14 protein-coding genes are annotated in these 17,967 nt (G+C 58.4%); 11 read left to right on the forward strand and 3 right to left on the reverse strand.

The window, feature by feature from the left end; genetic code table 11:
• Nucleotides 1–51 precede the first annotated feature (51 nt).
• Nucleotides 52–1,044: a heme o synthase gene (locus tag NW822_RS06885; RefSeq protein WP_414403992.1), complete on the reverse strand. Its 993-nt coding sequence runs from the start codon at nucleotides 1,042–1,044 to the stop codon at nucleotides 52–54.
• A gap of 52 nt (nucleotides 1,045–1,096) precedes the next feature.
• Nucleotides 1,097–2,089 (reverse strand): COX15/CtaA family protein, encoded by a 993-nt coding sequence (locus tag NW822_RS06890; RefSeq protein ID WP_414403958.1) that lies wholly within the window; start codon nucleotides 2,087–2,089, stop codon nucleotides 1,097–1,099.
• Nucleotides 2,090–2,478: 389 nt separating this feature from the next.
• Here NW822_RS06890 and NW822_RS06895 point away from each other — a divergent pair, with 389 nt between their 5' ends.
• The 3 genes from NW822_RS06895 to NW822_RS06905 all read left to right on the forward strand — a co-directional run bounded on the left by NW822_RS06895 (nucleotide 2,479) and on the right by NW822_RS06905 (nucleotide 5,945).
• Nucleotides 2,479–3,474: a cytochrome c oxidase subunit II gene (locus tag NW822_RS06895; protein ID WP_414403959.1), complete on the forward strand. Its 996-nt coding sequence runs from the start codon at nucleotides 2,479–2,481 to the stop codon at nucleotides 3,472–3,474.
• Between the two features lie 56 nt (nucleotides 3,475–3,530).
• Nucleotides 3,531–5,237, forward strand: a complete 1,707-nt coding sequence (gene ctaD, locus NW822_RS06900) for a cytochrome c oxidase subunit I (RefSeq protein ID WP_414403960.1) — start codon at nucleotides 3,531–3,533, stop codon at nucleotides 5,235–5,237.
• 96 nt (nucleotides 5,238–5,333) lie between these two features.
• Nucleotides 5,334–5,945 carry a cytochrome c oxidase subunit 3 gene (locus tag NW822_RS06905; protein ID WP_414403961.1) on the forward strand — a complete coding sequence of 204 codons (612 nt, stop codon included), beginning with the start codon at nucleotides 5,334–5,336 and terminating at the stop codon, nucleotides 5,943–5,945.
• Nucleotides 5,946–6,045: 100 nt separating this feature from the next.
• Here the strand turns inward: NW822_RS06905 and holA are convergent, their stop codons facing one another.
• Nucleotides 6,046–7,023 carry a DNA polymerase III subunit delta gene (gene holA, locus NW822_RS06910; RefSeq protein WP_414403962.1) on the reverse strand — a complete coding sequence of 326 codons (978 nt, stop codon included), beginning with the start codon at nucleotides 7,021–7,023 and terminating at the stop codon, nucleotides 6,046–6,048.
• 630 nt (nucleotides 7,024–7,653) lie between these two features.
• Here holA and NW822_RS06915 point away from each other — a divergent pair.
• The 8 genes from NW822_RS06915 (at nucleotide 7,654) to thiC (ending at nucleotide 17,925) form a co-directional block, all read left to right on the forward strand.
• Nucleotides 7,654–9,030, forward strand: a complete 1,377-nt coding sequence (locus tag NW822_RS06915) for an IctB family putative bicarbonate transporter (protein ID WP_414403963.1) — start codon at nucleotides 7,654–7,656, stop codon at nucleotides 9,028–9,030.
• A gap of 107 nt (nucleotides 9,031–9,137) precedes the next feature.
• The gene (locus NW822_RS06920) at nucleotides 9,138–9,476 is read left to right on the forward strand and encodes a P-II family nitrogen regulator (RefSeq protein WP_414360465.1); all 339 of its coding nucleotides are present in this window, start codon (nucleotides 9,138–9,140) and stop codon (nucleotides 9,474–9,476) included.
• 129 nt (nucleotides 9,477–9,605) lie between these two features.
• Nucleotides 9,606–11,012, forward strand: a complete 1,407-nt coding sequence (locus NW822_RS06925; protein ID WP_414403964.1) for an ammonium transporter — start codon at nucleotides 9,606–9,608, stop codon at nucleotides 11,010–11,012.
• Nucleotides 11,013–11,108: 96 nt separating this feature from the next.
• Nucleotides 11,109–11,816, forward strand: coding sequence for a 2-C-methyl-D-erythritol 4-phosphate cytidylyltransferase (ispD, locus tag NW822_RS06930; RefSeq protein ID WP_414360469.1), 708 nt, complete (start codon nucleotides 11,109–11,111; stop codon nucleotides 11,814–11,816).
• 55 nt (nucleotides 11,817–11,871) lie between these two features.
• The gene (cobM, locus tag NW822_RS06935; protein WP_414403965.1) at nucleotides 11,872–12,666 is read left to right on the forward strand and encodes a precorrin-4 C(11)-methyltransferase; all 795 of its coding nucleotides are present in this window, start codon (nucleotides 11,872–11,874) and stop codon (nucleotides 12,664–12,666) included.
• Between the two features lie 73 nt (nucleotides 12,667–12,739).
• Nucleotides 12,740–14,470 carry an ABC transporter permease gene (locus NW822_RS06940; RefSeq protein WP_414403966.1) on the forward strand — a complete coding sequence of 577 codons (1,731 nt, stop codon included), beginning with the start codon at nucleotides 12,740–12,742 and terminating at the stop codon, nucleotides 14,468–14,470.
• 18 nt (nucleotides 14,471–14,488) lie between these two features.
• Nucleotides 14,489–15,832, forward strand: a complete 1,344-nt coding sequence (locus NW822_RS06945) for a nitrate/sulfonate/bicarbonate ABC transporter ATP-binding protein (protein ID WP_414360475.1) — start codon at nucleotides 14,489–14,491, stop codon at nucleotides 15,830–15,832.
• Nucleotides 15,833–16,557: 725 nt separating this feature from the next.
• Nucleotides 16,558–17,925, forward strand: a complete 1,368-nt coding sequence (thiC, locus tag NW822_RS06950) for a phosphomethylpyrimidine synthase ThiC (protein ID WP_414360478.1) — start codon at nucleotides 16,558–16,560, stop codon at nucleotides 17,923–17,925.
• The last annotated feature ends 42 nt before the right edge of the window (nucleotides 17,926–17,967 follow it).

Below are 17,967 nucleotides of genomic sequence, written 5' to 3' on the forward strand. Positions count from 1 at the left end.
TCTCAACATACCCATAGCAGTATTGCAGAAGGGAGGAGCAAAGATTGCCGGCTAGAGGGATCCCACCTCTGCCGGGTGGCTGGCCAGCGCTACTAGGCTGGTATAGATCCCCTGCAGGGAGGCAAGAGCTTGCTCCCAAAGGGCTTGGGTTAGCGACCACCTGTCCAACCCCATGGCGCCGCACAACAGCAGCAAGTAGAGGTTAGCAAAGGTGAAGAGGGAGGCTGCCCGCTGCCGGTTGTGCGGTTCCTGGAGCAACTGCACCGCTTTCCAAATGAGAAGGGATCCCAGCAGGGTTGCCACACTCAAGTAAAAGGATCCCAGCACGTGCAAAGGGTAAACCAGCAGTAGACTGACTGGCACCATTAGCAGGGCGTAGAGGAGAATCTGGGCGGCAGTTGGCCTTTCTCCTGCCACCACCGGCAGCATCGGCACCCCGGCGCGGGCATAGTCCTCTTGCTTTAAAATCGCCAAGGCCCAGAAGTGGGGCGGGGTCCACAAAAAAATAATGGCAAACATCACCCAAGCAGCCCAGCTCAGCTTGCCCGTAGCCGCTGCCCAGCCCACCAAAGGTGGGATTGCCCCTGCTGCTCCGCCGATAACAATGTTCTGGGGGCTGGAACGCTTCAGCCAGTGGGTATAGACCCCTACATACACCAGGATCCCTGCCATGGCTAAGCCAGCAGCCAGCCAATTGGTAAAGCAGGCTAGCACACCAAAGGACATCACAGCCAGGATCCCGGCAAACATCAGGGCATGTCGGGCCCGAATGCGACCGGAAGGCAGAGGACGGTGGCGGGTTCGCTCCATCATCCGATCAATATCGGCGTCGTACACCATGTTGATGATATTGGCTGCGGCCGCCGCCATCCCTCCCCCCAAGAGGGTGACACCAAACTTGAAGGGATCCGTATTGCCCGCCATCCACATCGCTCCAGCCGTGGTCATCAGCAAGAGGGCGATGATCTTCGGCTTCACCAACTGGCTATAGCTGCGCAAAACCTGCGCCAGACTTTGGCGATGGCCAAAAGGGATCCCTGTCACCGTGTTCTGACAAGGATCTGGACGGTAGGTTGGAAGGATATCTGCCATGGAACTACTCGCCGTTCATTTCTGTGGCTGCGGCTACCCCCCGAGGGATCCTTCCCCCAAGGCTGTTGCTCATCCGCCAGGCCAGCACCGTAAAGCCCAGCAAGCACGCCAGCAAAGCTGCCCCGATCATCTGGTGGGCTACCGTCAAGGGCTCCACCTGCAGCCGGTAGCGATAGGTGAGAATGCCAACCCCCACTTGCGCCAGCAAAAGGACTACGGATCCATGGCCCAGCCGCTTGAGAATTCTTGGGATCTGCTGCCGCCGCCAACTCGTAGCCACCGCCACCAGCAACACCGCCAGCGTGGCCGGAGCCACCCCTAGCAAGTGACTGTTCATCACTCCGCACAGTTCACCCGAAGCAAAGCACTGGTGTAACGCCCATTGGGAAGCCACCAAAGCCCCGAGAAGGCTCTGGACGTACACCAGCAGCACTGCCCCCAAGCCGAGCCAGGGCAAGTAGCCAACAGAAGCTCTCCCCTCCTCAGAGGGAGCGACGCTTGGCAAGGCCAGCCATCCCAAGGTGAGTAGCGTGGCAAAAAACAGCAGGCCCGTGCCCAGGTGGGCCGTCACAATGTCAAAGCGCAACAACTCCGTTACCGTCAGCCCGCCCAGGATCCCTTGGGCCACGACCAAGACAAAAGCCCAGCTCAGACCCCAGGGCAGCCAAGCGGGCAAAGCCTGCCGCTTCCGCCAGGCAAACCCCGTTAGCACCAGGGTGGCCAAGCCCACCCCGGCAGCCACCAGGCGGTGAAACCACTCTAGAAACACCTGCAGGTTCATCTGCTGCGTCGGCACCAGCTCTCCATAGCAGAGGGGCCAGTCGGGACAGGCAAGTCCAGCATTCATGACTCGAGTGGCACTGCCTAGCCCCATCAACAGCCAAGTAGCCGCCGCTAGGCCCAGCAGGGCTCGCCCCATGCGCAGGGAAAGCTCCCCAGGCGGCACGGGATCCGAAGCCGAAGAGGGGACGGGAGATGGAGAAATTGAGGAGTCCATTGCAGTTTGAAGAATCGAAATCTAGGGAGAGCAGTCCACAATTGGCACTCAAAAATGCGCGGAAGCAACAGTTAATAACTCGATCCCTCTAACCCCTTCCTATCCTGGGTGGTGCTTCTCTAGAGGCAGAGGGGAGACTCGCTTGCAACGAATCCTAAATGCAGCTTTGCAACTGGCGAAGGTTTTTAAGGATTTCTTTGGGCCAAGCTGCCCTTCCTCAGTAGACGTCGCCAACGCTCCGGCCGAAGATCCCGAAGAGATCCCTAAGATGGCCAATTCTCGCCGGCTCCTGGGACTTGAATGGAGATGAGTCTAAGCCTGCTCTGGTTCTGTTCCCAGAATCTGCTAGGGCAGGCACGTCGTGGTGGTAGCAGCGGGGAAAAGCAGCTGTGAGCGCGCTCAAGAATATCTTTTTGGTGGGGATCGGGGTGCTGTTGACCCTGGCCAGCCTCTGGTACGGCCAGAACCACCATCTGCTTCCGGAAGCGGCTGCCAACTCGGCTCCCTTGTTCGATAGCCTCTTCAACAGCACAATCACCCTCGCCACCGGGATCTTTTTGGTGGTGGAGGGAGTGCTCCTCTACTGTGCCTTTCGCTACCGTAAGCGGCGGGGCGATCGAGGAGACGGGGATCCCAACCACGGCAACGTGCTGCTGGAGATCGTCTGGACGGCGGTGCCGGCGGTGATCATCCTCTGGTTGGGCCTGGCCAGCCTCGATGTCTATCAGGCAGTGTATGGAGGCGCCGAGGTGGGCGGTCACGTCCACGCGGCCATGGCGATGGGGTCTTCCCAGGAGACGGAAGCAGGGGATCCGGGCTATGCTTACACTCCCGCGGTGCTGCCGGGAAAGGAGAGGGGTCAGCCAGATCTGGTTGTCCAAGTTCAGGGCATGCAATATGCCTGGATGTTCACCTATCCGGAATCGGGTTTGGTGGCCGGCGAGCTGCACCTGCCTCTTAACAAGCGGGTGCGCTTGAACATGACGGCTATGGATGTCAACCACGCTTTCTGGGTGCCGCAATTTCGCCTAAAGCAAGATCTCATCCCAGGCCGAGAGACTCACCTAGAGTTTGTGCCCACGCAGCTAGGAACCTATCCCATCATCTGTGCCGAGCTATGTGGCCCTTACCATGGAGTGATGGTGGCACAACTGGTAGTGGAGACGCCGGAAGAGTTCGAGCGCTGGCAGCAGGAGCAACTGGTGGCTGCTCGGGGCGAGAACAACGCGCTGGCCTTGGCTGAGCGCCACCCTCACCCACAATCTGCCTTTGTCCAAGTTCACCAGCAGCGTTTGGGCCTCTCGCCTGCTGATCTAACCTCCCTCAAACTGCCCAAGGACTCCGTCCCGCTGACGCGAACGGGATCCCTTCCCTCAGCGGGCTAGAGAGATCCCTTTCCCCTTGACGGACGTTCTGGTGACGCTAGGAGGAGCCTTTTGCCATGACCCAGCTACAGGACAATCCCACCTTTGCCGCTGCCCCCAAAGCCAGCCTGGAGCCTGCCGCCGAGCCCTGGTGGCGCTTTTTTACCTTCTCCACCGACCACAAGGTGATCGGGATCCAGTATTTGGTAACTGGCTTTTTCTTCTACTTGGTGGGAGGAGCGCTGGCTACAGCCGTGCGGGCCGAGCTGGCTACCCCTGAAGCCGACTTTCTTGGCTTTGAGCGCTACAACGGTGCCTTTACCCTCCACGCCACAATCATGATCTTTTTGTGGATTGTGCCGGCTTTGATGGGGGGCTTTGGCAACTACCTGGTGCCGCTGATGATTGGAGCGCGGGACATGGCTTTTCCTAGGCTAAACGCCGTCGCCTTTTGGCTAATTCCACCCAGCGGCCTTTTGCTGCTGGCCAGCCTCTTCCTCGAGGCCCCCTCAGCTGGCTGGACCTCGTATCCGCCGCTGAGCCTCATCAGTGGGAAGGTGGGAGAAGAACTCTGGATCCTAAGCATTTTGTTGGGCGGAACCTCTTCCATTCTGGGGGCCGTGAACTTTATTACCACCATCCTCAAGCTGCGCATGCCCGGCATGAAGATGGAGGATATGCCTCTGTTTTGCTGGGCGATGCTGGCTGCTTCCATCATCACTCTCATCGCGACGCCGGTTCTGGCTGGGGCGCTGATCCTGCTTAGCTTTGACCTGTTGGCGGGCACGGCCTTCTTCAACCCCAGCGGCGGCGGGGATCCGGTGGTGTACCAGCACATGTTCTGGTTTTACTCCCACCCGGCGGTGTACATCATGGTTCTGCCGGTGTTCGGCATGATCTCGGAGATTTTGCCGGTACATGCCCGCAAGCCCATCTTTGCCTACAAAGCCATTGCCTACTCCAGCTTGGCCATCTGCTTTTTGGGCTTGATCGTCTGGGTTCACCACATGTTTACCAGCGGTACCCCCGACTGGATGCGGGTGTTCTTCATGATTGCCACCATGGCCATTGCCGTTCCCACGGGAATCAAGGTGTTTAGCTGGCTGGCCACTCTCTGGGGCGGCAAGATCCACTACCGGACAGCCATGTTGTTTGCCATGGGCTTTATCTCCATGTTTGTCATCGGCGGCTTGAGCGGGATCATCCTTGCCTCGGTGCCGTTGGATATCCACGTCCACGACACCTACTTTGTGGTGGCCCACCTGCACTACGTGTTGTTTGGCGGCAGTGTGTTTGGCATCTATGCCGGCCTCTACCACTGGTTCCCCAAGATGACTGGCCGGCTGCTGAACGAGTTCTGGGGGCGGGTGCATTTTGCGCTAACCTTTGTTGGCTTCAACATGTGCTTTTTGCCGATGCACAAGCTGGGCCTAATGGGCATGCCCCGTCGCGTGGCTCAGTACGACCCGCAATTTGCCGACCTCAACTGGATTAGCTCGGTGGGGGCTTTCATTCTGGCCATTTCCACGCTGCCCTTCTTGGTGAACGCCATCTACTCCTGGGTAGCCGGGCCCAAGGCGGGAGACAACCCCTGGCAGGCCCTAACTCTGGAGTGGACAACTTCTTCCCCACCGCCTGCCCACAACTTCTACGGGGATCCCATCCTGCTAACTGGCCCCTACGACTACGGCCTGCACAGCAAGGAGACCTTGGATTACTTGGCCGCCCAGTTGCAGAGCTTGCGGGAGCTGGCGCTGGCTGAGGCGGAGCCTACTTCTTCTTAGCAGGGGACTTGCCCGCTGGGTATCCATCCTCTGCTCCCCAGCCATGTCGGTCTTGTCCTCAACCTCAAGAAGTCTTGCAATTCGAGCCATAGACCTATGCAAGGATCCCTCGCCTCTGATGCTCTTAGAGTTGGCCCTAGCCAGGTCCATGCCGCTCATGCTGAGCATCCAGATCATCGCGTTTTTGGTCTGCTGATGTTCCTGGTAGCGGAAGGCTGTCTGTTCTTGGGCCTGTTCATGGCCTATTTGGCCTACCGCCTCACGGCCCCAGTTTGGCCGCCGGAAGGGACGCCAGAGCGGGAACTGCTCTTGCCTGGGATCAACACGGCAATCCTCCTCTCCAGCAGCTGGGTTATCCACCAGGCCAAGCCTGCCATCCAGGCCAATAATGTCAAGGGATTGCGGCTGTGGTTTGCCCTCACTGCCCTGATGGGAGCCATCTTCCTGGCCGGGCAGCTCTACGAGTACAGCCACCTGGAGTTTGGCCTCACCACCAACTTGTTTGCCAGTGCCTTCTATGTCTTGACGGGGTTCCACGGGCTGCACGTGGCGGCGGGGTTGCTGTTTATTTTGGCGGTGCTCTGGCGATCCCTGAAGCCAGGCCACTACAGCGCCCAACGTCATTTTGGCGTCGAGGCTGCTGAGATCTACTGGCACTTTGTGGATGGGGTTTGGATTGTGTTGTTTATCCTGCTCTACTTACTCTGAGTCGCGAAGAGGGATCCCTCTCCCCAAGGCTGAAGGAGATCCCGGTCGAGCACGCTGTCCGTTAAATGGGCTCTGGGCGGAGTAACAAGGACAGAAAGGCTCAGGACTGTTGGAGAATGGCCACGGTCTGGATCAGAGCCTCTGGAAACACTTCTCGCTCCGGCTGACCTTGCTTGAGCTGATATTCCAGTTGTAGAAGTTGCTGCATCACCTTCAGCAGTGCTGAGCTTTTTAGGGATCCCACCTCTTTTTGTAAGAAATAAACCCGGTTGGGGTTGGCAATCTCTGCTTTTTGGGCAATGACTTTGGGATCCCGTTCCCCCTCTTCCAGCAGTAGCTTTACCCACAGCCAGGTGCGGAATTGGCCCACCAACACTGCCAGGATCTTAAGGGCCGGCTCGTTGTGATCCAGCAGATGGTTCAGGATCTGCAGGGAGCGATCCAAGTTGCCCTGGCGCAGGGAGGCGGCCAGTTGCAAGCTGTTGTAGGCGCTGGCAGGAACCAGGGCCTCGATTTGCTCAGGGGAGATGGGATCCCGCTGGCCTGCCGTAAAGAGGGCCAGCTTTTCCAGTTCCATAGCCAAACGGCGGGAATCGTTGCCCACGGCTTCCGCCAACTTCTGCGCTGCCTCTGGGCTGAGCTTGAGATCCCGCTGTCGGGCCTCGCGGTGTACCTGCTTAAGAATGCCCTCTTCGTCCCAGGGGGGCAGTTGGGAAAACTCGCGGACAATGGCCCTTTGCTTGAGGAGTTTGGTGGATTTGAGACGTTCATCCGGCTTGCTGCTGGTGGTCAAGACCAGATGGGTTGTGGGGGGTAAAGAGGCTAACGTTCGCTCCAGTTCTCTTACTAACTCTTCCGAACACTGCTGGGTGAGCGTTGTTTCCTCCAGCCAAACGAGGCGGGCATTGGATCCCAGAGGCGGCGTCATGGCCAGGTTCAGTCCGGCCAGGGTGGATTCCGGTGGCAGGCGATCGTAGTTAAAGGCGGCCCACTCAGGATCCAGCACCTGATCGCGCAGCTCTTGCACCGCCTGCAGGAGGCGATAGCTATCATCTCCCCAGTAAAGGTAGACGGGCATACTCCCCACGTCGCCTCAGCTTGGTCTCCAGCTTTTTTTCCGTAGTTTCTCTAGGCATTTACTTATGTTAATCAACTTGTCCAGGATCTTCCGAAGAAAGCCTGGCCGAGTTTCAGCTTTTTTTCTCTCTAAAAAGAGTGCCAGCTCTGCATGACTAGCTTGGCAAATTCTGTATTCCCACTGAAGAACTCTCGTCAATCTTCTCCTAAGCTGGGGTCAAAGCTGGAGCCAGAGGGAGGGCCGCAAGTAGATGGACACCATTGGCGAACTGGAGTTCAAAGTGCAGATTTTAGCGCGCTGCCTGGGATCCGCTTTGGGCTTGGGCCGGCCTACTCGTGTGCAAATTCATTATTGCAATTCCCCGCTTTTCAAAGCAGATCAGTCGGCAGCAGGAGTTCCCCCTTCCAGCTCTGAAGAGGTTAAGAGCTCCCAGCTCCAGCCGCTAGCCTCGGTTGCCTAAAGGGCACTTTGAGGTTGGTCGTGGCAGGGCTAGGAGCCAACTCTCGACCTAACGTGCTCCCGAAGCAGCTAGAGTCCGGAGGGATCCCGCCTGCCCTGACGTCCCTGCCCTTGGCCGCTGGGGAGATAAACTCGGAAGATGAGCGGAGGCAAGCGGGCTGGAAAGCGGCAATGGAACAAGCAAGGCAACTGTGGCAAGCTCTGCTGCTGCAGGATTTTCCTATCGATTCCTGGTGGCGGAGCAGCTTTTTGGGCCGCCTGTCGGGATCCCTGAAAAACTGGGGCCAAGGTAGCTTACTCGTCCAAGGCTTGGACGGGATTGGCTTGGGTCTGGTGTTGCTCTACTGGGTCTTTTCCTCCCAAAGCTCCACCGGCATCCTCGGCCTAATCCTACTGGCCATGGCGGCGCTTGTGGTCTTGGGCTGGCTGGTGGAAACCCCGACTGGGCTACCTGTCCATCTGCCCCTGGGCCTTTTCTGGGGAATTGCCACCCTGGCAACGCTCCTTTCGCCGGTTCCCTACGCAGCGCGGGATGGTTGGCTGAAGCTGACGCTTTACCTAGCCGGCTATCTGCTTTTGCATCGTCTGCTGCGCCAACCCCAATTCCGAGATGGGATTGTTGGATCCCTGCTCTTGGTCAGCCTGGGAATGGGGATCTACGGCCTGCGGCAGTACTTCTACGGGGCGGCCGAACTGGCCACCTGGGTGGATCCAGAATCGGGCTTGGCAGGCCTGACGCGGGTGTACAGCTATCTGCGCAACCCTAACCTGTATGGGGGCTACCTGGTTCCCCTCCTCCCCTTGGGGCTGGCTGCCATTTGCCTCTGGCCACGTTGGGGGATCAAGCTTCTGGTGGGGTTTACAACCGCCGTCAACCTTGTCTGTCTGGTGCTGACTTACAGCCGCGGTGCCTGGATTGGGGGGCTGGCAGCGCTGGGGATGATGGCCCTGCTGCTGGCCCAATGGTACACCCCCCGCCTGCCGGCCCGTTGGCAGCGTTGGACGGTGCCGGCTCTCTTGGGAGGGGGCGCAGCCGCGCTGCTGCTTGCCATCTTGACGGTACGCCCCTTGCGGCTGCGGGCTCAGAGCCTTTTTTGGGGACGGCTAGATACCAGCAACAATTTTCGCCTCAACGTCTGGGCGGCAGTGCTGGAGATGATCCGCGACTTTCCCATCTTGGGGATCGGCCCTGGTAATGTCGCCTTCAGCCGCGTCTATCCCCTCTACCAGCGGGGCAACTTCAGCGCCCTTGCAGCCTACTCGGTGCCGCTCCAGATTACCTTGGAGACGGGCTTAGTCGGATCCCTGGCTTTTGCTTGGTTCCTCCTGGTGCTCTGGGATCACGGCTGGAGAGGCTGGAAACGTTTACTTGCCTGCCGGGATCCCCAGGGCCTGTGGGTGGCGGCAGGTTTAGCAGCCTGCACCGGCATGATGGCCCACGGCCTGGTGGACACCATCTGGTACCGTCCCCAGGTGCAAATGCTGTGGTGGCTGGCCGTGGCTCTCATCACAGCCAACTTGGCTTCCTCGAAGCAGCTTTCCCTGTAATATGTTCTCGGGGTTGGCCCCTCGGCTCAAAACTGTATCTGGAGTTACAACTTGCAGGTGGCAGCGATGCTAGAAGTGAGCGGAGCTCTCTGGGGCAGAGACAGCCAATGAAAAAGATTGAAGCTATCATTCGGCCCTTCAAGCTTGATGAGGTGAAGGTAGCCCTAGTGAATGCCGGAATTGTTGGCATGACCGTAACGGAGGTGCGGGGGTTTGGCCGGCAGAAAGGGCAAACTGAGCGCTATCGGGGATCCGAGTATACAGTCGAGTTCCTGCAGAAGCTGAAGGTGGAGATCGTGGTTGAAGATGAGCTGGTGGATACGGTGGTGGAGAAGCTGATTGCAGCCGCTCGCACTGGCGAAATCGGGGACGGCAAGATTTTCATCAGCCCTGTCGAGAAAACCATTCGCATCCGCACTGGTGAAGTAAACCGAGATGCTTTGTAAAAAAGTTGTTTTTGGGGCCTAGGTTGCCTCTCTCCTCAGCCTCATCCTGGCTTGTTGAGGGGGAAAGTGGATTCTGTTTCATTTTTTGGCATTGCCAAAAGTAGCGTCTCTCTAGTTGAGCGAAAAAGCATGTCGACAACCATGATCCAAAGACTCAAAGGCCAAGTACTGCAGTGGCTCTGCCGACCCACTCAGGGGGGCTTAACTGCTGCTCTGACGATTTCACTAGTTTTCCTATTGGGTCAGGAGAGCGCCTGCGCCCAGGACGCGGAAGTCGTGCAGAAACATGCTGACACCGTCTGGACGCTGGTGGGGGCAGCCTTGGTGTTCTTCATGCAGGCGGGGTTTGCCATGGTGGAGACGGGCTTTACCCGCGCCAAGAATGCCGCCAACATCATGATGAAGAACTTGATGGACTTCTGCATGGGCTGTTGCGCCTTTTGGTTCATCGGGTTTGGTCTGATGTTTGGAGAAAATGCTGGCTTCTTTGGCAGGAGCTGGTTTGCTTTCAGTTGGCAGCAAGCCCACGAAGCAGGAGACTGGCCTTTTACGTTCTTCGTCTTCCAGATGGTGTTTGCCGCCACCGCTGCCACTATTGTTTCCGGGGCCATGGCGGAGCGCACCAAGTTCGTGGCCTACCTCATCTACTCTGTCGTCATCTCTGGGTTGATCTACCCCATCTCGGGGGGCTGGGCTTGGAATGGGCTGTTTGGCGACTACAACGGTGGCACCAGCGGCTGGCTGGAAGATCTGGGCTTCATCGACTTTGCCGGTTCGGGCGTGGTGCACCTGGTGGGGGGCGCTTCCGCCTTGGCCGGGGCCATGGTGCTTGGCCCTCGCATCGGCAAGTACGGCCCCAACGGAGAGCCGCGGGCGATTCCCGGCCACAACCTGCCCCTGGGGATGCTGGGAGTGTTTATCCTCACCTTGGGTTGGATTGGGTTCAACGCCGGCTCGACCACAGCCGCCAGCCCCGATATCGGCTGGATTGCCATGAACACGCTGCTAGCCGCTTCGGCAGGGGCCATTGGGGCGATGGTTACCTGCTGGGTGCATTTTGGCAAGCCGGATATGACCTTTGCCGCCAACGGGGTGCTGGCCGGCTTGGTAGGGATCACTGCTCCTTGCAACACTGTCCACCCTGTGGGAGCTTTGATCATCGGTTCGGTGGCCGGGATCCTGGTGGTCATCTCGGCGGTGATTTTGGATACGGTGCTGAAGATTGACGATCCGGTGGGGGCGATTTCGGTACACGGCACCTGCGGTATCTGGGGGGTGTTGGCAGCAGGGATCCCTTGGTTTGCCCACGCCAACTCAGGGGTGACCTGGGCGCAATTTGGGGTACAAGTTGTGGGCGCTCTAGCCTATTTCTTCTGGCCTTTCCTCACCTGCTTGATCCTGTTTTTGCTCCTCAAGGTAACCGTTGGCCTGCGCACCAGTGCCGAAGAGGAGATGGCCGGCTTGGATGTGGGCGAGCACGGTAACGTGGCTTACCCTGACTTTGTGACTGCTGCCGCCGAATTGGAGCAACCTTGAGCCTGTCGAACTGCGCTGGCAAACCTAAAGGGGGCCAGGCTCGGCCCCCCTAGCTCACTTGTCAACTAGAATGCGGCTGGAGGTTCTTGTCAATCTATGCACCTGTTGATCCCAGCAGCGGGCAGCGGCAAGCGGATGGGGGCGGCGGTCAACAAGCTGCTGTTGCCACTCTTAGGCCGGCCAATTTTGGCTTGGACGCTGGAAGCTGCAGCTCGGGCTTGTTCCATCGAGTGGATTGGGATTCTGGCCCAGCCCCATGACTGGCCGGCCATTGAGGAAATTGTGGCAACAACTGCTCCAGCCAAGCCGGTTCAGCTTTTGCCGGGGGGGGCAACGCGGCAGGAGTCGGTTTACAGAGGAGTTGAGTATCTCTATAGCCTAGGGACAGTAGAACGGGTGCTGATCCACGATGGAGCCCGCTGCCTGGCCACGCCAAACTTGTTCGATCGCTGCAGCGCTGCCTTGCAGCAGGTGGATGGCGTGGTGGCGGCGATCCCTGTCAAAGACACGATTAAAGTGGCCGAGACTGGCCCCAGCGGCATTCAAGTCCAAACGACACCGGAGCGCAGCCAGTTGTGGGCAGCGCAAACGCCGCAGGGGTTTCGCCTATCGCTGCTGTGGCAAGCCCATCGAGAGGCGCTGGCCAAGGGGTGGCAGGTTACTGACGATGCAGCTCTATTTGAGAAGCTAGGTTGGCCGGTTTACATCGTGGAAGGGGAGGAGTCTAACCTAAAGCTGACCACCCCCCTGGATGTGCTGTTGGCAGCGCAAATCTTGCAGCAGCGCCTCGATCCCGTCCGTTGAGCCAAGGCAGCTTTCTGCTGCTAGGATGCACGCTGCCGGAGGAAAAAGAGAGTGCATGCGCGAACCCACTTCGCCCTACTGGCCTGTTTACATTGTCGGCGCTGGGCCTGGGGATCCAGAGCTAATCACCCTGCGGGGTCAGAGAGTCCTCTCGCAGGCAGATGCAGTATTCTACACAGGTTCTTTGCTGCCGGAGGGAATACTGGTTCACTGTCGCCCTGGGGTTGAGGCCATCGACACACGCTCCCTCACCTTGGAGACGCTGCTGCCACAAATTGTGGAACGGGTCAGGGCGGGGCTGCGCGTAGTGCGGCTACAGGACGGGGATCCCTGCCTCTATGGCGCTTTGCACGAGTTACTGCTCCGGTTGGCTGAGGCGGGGATTCCCTTTGAGATCGTGCCGGGGGTGAGTGCCTTCCAGCTGGCAGCCGCTCGTCTCCAGGTGGAGCTAACGGTACCGGAGTTGGTGCAGACAGTTATCCTTACCCGCGCCAGCGGCCGGACCCGCGTGCCAGCAGCAGAAGCCCTGACCAGTCTAGCGGCTCACCGCGCCTCCTTGTGTCTGTACCTAAGCGCCCGCCATGTGGAACAGGCCCAGGCGGATCTCCTAGCCCACTATCCCGCCGATACCCCGGTGGCCATTTGCTACCGTCTGGGGTGGCCAGATGAGCAGATCTGGCTGGGATCCCTGGGAGAGATGGCTGCTCTTAGCCGGCACGCTGGTCTGGAGCGCACGGTGCTGTATCTAATCAGCCCTGCCTTGCAGGGCCTAGCAGGAGGGGGCTCGGCTCGCTCGCGGCTCTACAGCCCTGACCACGCCCACCTCTTCCGCCCCAAGTTCCGCTACTAGCCTCGCTAGGAATTCTAGGGCGGCGGTTGGGAAAGGGTACACTGAGGGGGAACGTCAGGCTGCGGCGGAAGAAATGCGGACTTTTCCTTCACCGGAGGTGCTTCGCCGGCAGCTGCCAGCAGGAGCTGCCGATGGAGCCATCATTCTGGGCACGCTGGTTCTCCTGGCAGGGGTAGCCCATGTGGGGGCAGGTGCTTTTGAGCAGTTTCAGCCGCCGGCCGTGGTGCCCCGCATTGACCTGGATCCGCGCAACCTGCCCTACTACGCCCTCCGCTCCACCCTGCGCATGTTTATTGCCCTTGCCTTTTCCACTCTTTTTACCCTGGTCTATGGGTATGTTGCTGCGAAAAGTCGCTGGGCGGAGCGAATTTTGATTCCTCTGCTGGACATCCTGCAGTCAGTGCCGGTGCTGGGGTTTCTCTCCATTACGGTCACCGGCTTCATTGCCCTTTTTCCTGGCAGCTTGCTGGGACTGGAGGCAGCTTCTATCTTTGCCATCTTCACCAGCCAGGTCTGGAACATGACCTTTTCCTTCTACCAATCTCTGCGCACTCTGCCGCAGGAGCTGGTGGAGGCCGCTACCTTGTATCGCCTCTCAGGCTGGCAGCGCTTTACCCAATTGGAAGTGCCGGCAGCAATGGTTGGTCTCGTCTGGAACGCCATGATGAGCTTTGGCGGGGGGTGGTTCTTTGTGGCCGCCAGCGAGGCCATCAGCGTACTCAACCAGGAGTATACACTGCCGGGGTTGGGATCCTATGTGGAAGCTGCCATCCAAGCAGAGGATCTGCCCAAGCTAGGGTGGGCGCTCTTGACCATGGCGGTGGTGATTCTGCTGGTGGATCAGCTCTTTTGGCGGCCTTTGGTGGCCTGGTCGGATAAGTTTCGCCTGGAGCAGAGCGCTGGCGCGGCTACCCCCGAATCGTGGCTGTACGATTTGCTAACCACAGCGCGGATCCCACGGCTGATTGGCAGGAGGCTTGCCCCCTTGGCAGAGAAGGTGGATCAGCTGTTGGCCTACCTGACCCGCCCCCGCTGGGTGGATCCCCCCAGCCCCGAGGCTGAGCGGCGCCGTGAGCGGCTATTGACCCAGCTTTCCTGGTTGACCATTGGGGGCCTTGGGGCCTGGATTGTCTATTTTGTGGCCACCACTGTCGGTTTAGGGGAGGTCATGCTAGCCTTTGGCCTGGGGATCCTCACCCTGCTGCGGGTCAGTGGGCTGTTGGTTTTGGCCACCGTGATCTGGACACCAATCGGGGTAGCCATTGGTTTTAACCCAGGCCTAGCAAAACTGCTGCAGCCCCTGGTGCAGTTTCTGGCAGCTTTCCCGGCCAATTTCCTTTTTCCTTTTGCCACCTTGTTTTTTATCCGCGCCCAGATCAGCCTTGAGTGGGGCAGCATTTTGCTTATGTCTCTGGGAGCGCAGTGGTACATCCTCTTTAACTCCATTGCCGGCGCCCAGAGCATCCCCACTGATTTGCGAGAAATGGCTATGAATTTGGGTTTAAAGGGATGGAAGCTCTGGCAAAAGTTAATTGTTCCAGGGATCTTTTCCGCCTGGGTTACTGGAGGAATAACGGCTAGCGGCGGGGCCTGGAATGCTAGCATTGTCTCCGAGGTTGTAACCTGGGGATCGACAACTCTGAAAGCTACAGGCCTCGGTGCCTATATTGCAGAAGCAACAGCAGTAGGAGATTGGCCGCGCATTACCTTGGGCATTGGCATGATGAGTTTGTTTGTGGTGGGCATCAATCGCTTTTTCTGGCGGCGGTTGTATCAATTGGCAGAAGAAAAGTATCACCTTTAATCCTTGAGGCTATCTCATATGAGTTCTGCAGCTTCTCCTGTTCTAATCGAGGTTGAGAAGGTCTACAAGCGCTTTCCTTTGCCGGAGGGCAAGGGCGAGTTTACAGTTTTGAGCCAGATTGATTTGCAAGTGCGGGCAGGAGAAGTTTTGGCTTTGCTGGGCCGCAGCGGCAGTGGCAAAAGTACTCTGCTGCGCATCATGGCGGGGTTGATCCCGCCTAGTGAAGGGCGGGTGTTGAGCAATGGACGTCCCCTGCGGGGCCCCAACCCGGATGTGGCCATGGTGTTTCAGAGTTTTGCTCTCTTGCCCTGGCTGACAGTGCAAGAGAATGTGGAGCTGGGGTTGAAAGCGCAAGGGATCCCGCGCGAGATCCGGCGGCAAAAAGCTCTCAAAGCCATCGACCTGGTGGGCTTGGACGGATTCGAGAATGCCTACCCCAAGGAACTGTCGGGGGGCATGAAGCAGCGGGTGGGCTTTGCCCGCGCCTTTGTCCTAGAGCCCAAGGTGCTGTTTATGGACGAGCCCTTCAGTGCCCTGGACGTGCTGACAGCAGAGAACCTGCGGGGGGAAATCGACGAGCTCTGGAACACCCAGGCCTTCCCTTCCCAGAGCATTCTCATTGTTACCCACAACATTGAAGAGGCGGTGTTTTTGGCAGATCGAGTGGTAATCCTGGGATCCAAGCCGGGGCGGATCCGGGGAGAGGTGAAGATCGACCTGCCGCGGCCCCATGAACGCACGGATCCTCGATTTAAGTCCCTGGTGGACTACATCTACGAGATCATGACCAATCCGGAGATCCCGGTAACCAGCGAGGTGGCTGCCCCCAGCCCGGTGAGCCCCAGGGCACCCTCTCCCTACGCCTTGCCCCTACCCCATGCGCGAGTGGGCGGGATCAGCGGTCTGCTGGAGCTAATCGTGGAATGGCCGCAAGGGCGGGTCGAGATTGCTGAGCTGGCCGAGCGGCTGCAACTGGCGGTGGATGACTTGCTGCCGATTTTGGATGCGGCAGTGCTGCTGGGCTTTGCTGAGGTAAGCGGCAGGGTGGTACAGCTCACTGAGATTGGCCAGGATTTTGCCAACACCACCATCTTGCGTAGTAAGGATCTCTTCCGGCAGCAGCTTTTGGCGCGGGTGCCCGTGTTTCGCAGCATCCTGCAGACTCTGGAAGAAAAAAACAGCCGCTCCATGCGGGCGGACTTCTTCTTGGATCTCTGGGATGAACATTTTCCTCCCGACGAAGCCGAGCGGCAGTTTGCCACGGCTATTGACTGGGGGCGCTATGCGGAGCTTTTTGAATACGATGCCTCAGAAGACCGGCTCTACCTGCCAGAACCAAGCGAGAGCCCTCCTGCGCAATAGCTCCTCCTCTCCCCAAAAACGCGGCGGGGAAGCTCTGTCCTCAAGAAAGGGTGACCTGGTACCGCAAAGCTGCCTAGACCTAGCAAGGCTTTGTCAAAGCCCCTGTCAGTCCGCGTGAGTTCTCTTCTTGGGGCTAGCGGCAACCCCCTGCCAAACGGAGTGGTGACACTCCCACCGACTAATCGCGAAGCGGGACGTAGTCCTTAGTCGGGGGACAGACACTGTCAAGACGCCCCCAGACGATCCCTTGGAACCCAGTCTCAAGGTTCCGCCTACTTGTTGACTTATAGCACTGTCCGGGTCTTTCAGCGGGGAATTATTGGCGAGCGACTCAAGGTCCGACTAAGTCCCGCTCACGCGAACGGGCTTTTCCGCCCCGCACGAATCGTGCTTTACCAAGCTACCCCGCTGTGTCCACCGGTGCTGGGGCAGAGGCCAAGGTGGGTGCTCTAGCTGGGGCGCTGTAGGCCAGACCCGCTCTCCTCTGTCTCCTGCAGGGGGGCCGTCGGCTTGTTACCGGTAGGGCTACGTTTGGCAGAAGGAATGGCTGTAGGGTAACCTACTCTGCCTTCCTCAAAGCTGCAGCCAGAGGGAAGGCCCCAATTTCCGAAAGTCCCAAAATTCGGTGATAGGATCACAGCACGCTGGGAGTGTCTGGGGGCTCCCATCCCCAGAACCTGATCTGGCTTATACCAGCATAGGTAAGTGAGCAGCGGAGTTAGGACATGCGCAGCGAATGGGTGGCCCGCCGTCGTGGGCAAGCAAACGTAACTCAGATGCACTATGCCCGCCAGGGCATCATTACCGAAGAGATGGAGTATGTGGCCCGCCGGGAGAAGCTGCCGCCGGAACTCATCCGCTCGGAAGTAGCCCGGGGTCGCATGATCATCCCCGCCAACATCAACCACACCAACCTCGAGCCGATGTGTATTGGGATCGCCTCCCGCTGCAAAGTCAACGTCAACATTGGTGCTTCTCCCACTTCCTCCAGCTTGGCTGAAGAACTGGAAAAGCTAAAGTTGGCTATCAAATACGGCGCCGATACTGTTATGGACCTGTCTACCGGCGGCGGCAATTTGGATGAAATTCGCACGGCCATTATCCAAGCCTCGCCGGTTCCTGTTGGCACAGTGCCTATCTACCAAGCTCTAGAAAGCGTCCATGGGAATGTCGAAAAACTCTCGGCAGAGGATATTTTGCACATCATTGAAAAGCAGGCTCAGCAAGGGGTGGACTACATGACCATTCATGCTGGGATCCTCATCCAACATTTGCCGTTGGTGCGCAACCGGCTAACCGGCATTGTTTCTCGCGGCGGTGGAATCCTGGCTCGTTGGATGTTGGCACACCACAAACAAAACCCGCTTTATACCCACTTCCGCGACATCATCGAGATCTTCAAGAAATACGACGTTTCCTTTAGCCTGGGCGATGCTTTGCGACCGGGATGCTTACACGATGCCTCTGACGAAGCCCAGATGGCAGAGTTGAAAACTCTGGGCCAGTTGACCCGTATGGCCTGGGAGCACGATGTGCAAGTGATGGTGGAAGGGCCGGGGCACGTGCCAATGGATCAAATTGAGTTTAACGTGCGCAAGCAAATGGAGGAGTGCGACGAGGCTCCCTTCTACGTTTTGGGGCCACTGGTTACTGATATTGCTGCCGGCTACGACCACATCAGCTCCGCTATTGGGGCGGCCTTGGCCGGTTGGTATGGGGCGGCAATGCTCTGCTACGTCACCCCCAAAGAACACTTGGGTTTGCCCAATGCAGAGGACGTGCGCAACGGCCTCATTGCCTACAAAATTGCCGCCCATGCCGCCGATATTGCCCGCCATCGTCCCGGGGCCAGGGATCGCGACGATGAGATGGCTAGAGCCCGCTATAACTTTGATTGGAACCGGCAATTTGAGTTGTCTCTAGACCCAGAGCGAGCTCGCGAATACCACGACGAGACCTTGCCGGCAGATATTTACAAAACGGCAGAGTTTTGCTCGATGTGTGGGCCCAAGTTCTGCCCTATGCAAACCAAACTGGATGCAGAAGCCTTAAACGAACTGGAGCACTTCTTGGCCAAACAGCCAACGGGATAAGCCCTCCAGGGGCAAGTTGTTGCTGGGGAAAGAGGGAATCCC

Source organism: Synechococcus sp. H70.2 (assembly GCF_047462275.1).
GTDB lineage: Bacteria > Cyanobacteriota > Cyanobacteriia > Thermostichales > Thermostichaceae > Thermostichus.

Bases quoted from the DNA above. Each gene is read 5' to 3' on its own strand.
- NW822_RS06890 (WP_414403958.1), bottom strand. From the start codon at position 2,089: ATGGACTCCTCAATTTCTCCATCTCCCGTCCCCTCTTCGGCTTCGGAT.
- ctaD (WP_414403960.1), top strand. From the start codon at position 3,531: ATGACCCAGCTACAGGACAATCCCACCTTTGCCGCTGCCCCCAAAGCC.
- NW822_RS06905 (WP_414403961.1), top strand. From the start codon at position 5,334: ATGCAAGGATCCCTCGCCTCTGATGCTCTTAGAGTTGGCCCTAGCCAG.
- holA (WP_414403962.1), bottom strand. From the start codon at position 7,023: ATGCCCGTCTACCTTTACTGGGGAGATGATAGCTATCGCCTCCTGCAG.
- NW822_RS06915 (WP_414403963.1), top strand. From the start codon at position 7,654: ATGGAACAAGCAAGGCAACTGTGGCAAGCTCTGCTGCTGCAGGATTTT.
- NW822_RS06920 (WP_414360465.1), top strand. From the start codon at position 9,138: ATGAAAAAGATTGAAGCTATCATTCGGCCCTTCAAGCTTGATGAGGTG.
- NW822_RS06925 (WP_414403964.1), top strand. From the start codon at position 9,606: ATGTCGACAACCATGATCCAAAGACTCAAAGGCCAAGTACTGCAGTGG.
- ispD (WP_414360469.1), top strand. From the start codon at position 11,109: ATGCACCTGTTGATCCCAGCAGCGGGCAGCGGCAAGCGGATGGGGGCG.
- cobM (WP_414403965.1), top strand. From the start codon at position 11,872: ATGCGCGAACCCACTTCGCCCTACTGGCCTGTTTACATTGTCGGCGCT.
- NW822_RS06940 (WP_414403966.1), top strand. From the start codon at position 12,740: ATGCGGACTTTTCCTTCACCGGAGGTGCTTCGCCGGCAGCTGCCAGCA.
- NW822_RS06945 (WP_414360475.1), top strand. From the start codon at position 14,489: ATGAGTTCTGCAGCTTCTCCTGTTCTAATCGAGGTTGAGAAGGTCTAC.
- thiC (WP_414360478.1), top strand. From the start codon at position 16,558: ATGCGCAGCGAATGGGTGGCCCGCCGTCGTGGGCAAGCAAACGTAACT.